The 281-nt window shown below is 66.5% G+C and carries 1 pseudogene; it reads right to left on the bottom strand.

The annotated features are described in order from the left end of the window. Window positions 1-273, bottom strand: a pseudogene (locus tag RF641_RS17580) (aspartate dehydrogenase domain-containing protein); the annotation flags it as partial. Between the last annotated feature and the right edge of the window lie 8 nt (window positions 274-281).

Below are 281 nucleotides of genomic sequence, written 5' to 3'. Positions count from 1 at the left end.
GGCCAGCAGGTCCAAGCCGCCCACCGCGCCGGAACTGAAGTACAGCCGGCCAGGCCCTGCCAGCTCCAGGCGCGCGGCGAATTCCCGGTCTGCCATCACTCCCACCGAGTTCACCAACAGGTCCGCGCCGGCTTCAAGGATGCGCACCGCATGCTCACGCACTGCCTGCTGCCCGGCGGATTCGACAATCATGTCGCAGCGCTCCAGCGCCTCGTCTAGGGAAAACTGCTCATAGGGAAGATCCTGCCGGCGGCGCAGGATCACGCCTTCCATCACTCCCC

Origin of the sequence: Arthrobacter sp. 'calajunan' (genome assembly GCF_046940185.1) — a bacterium.
Classification (GTDB): Bacteria; Actinomycetota; Actinomycetes; order Actinomycetales; family Micrococcaceae; genus Glutamicibacter; species Glutamicibacter soli.
This window is presented reverse-complemented; position numbering and strand designations above follow the sequence as displayed.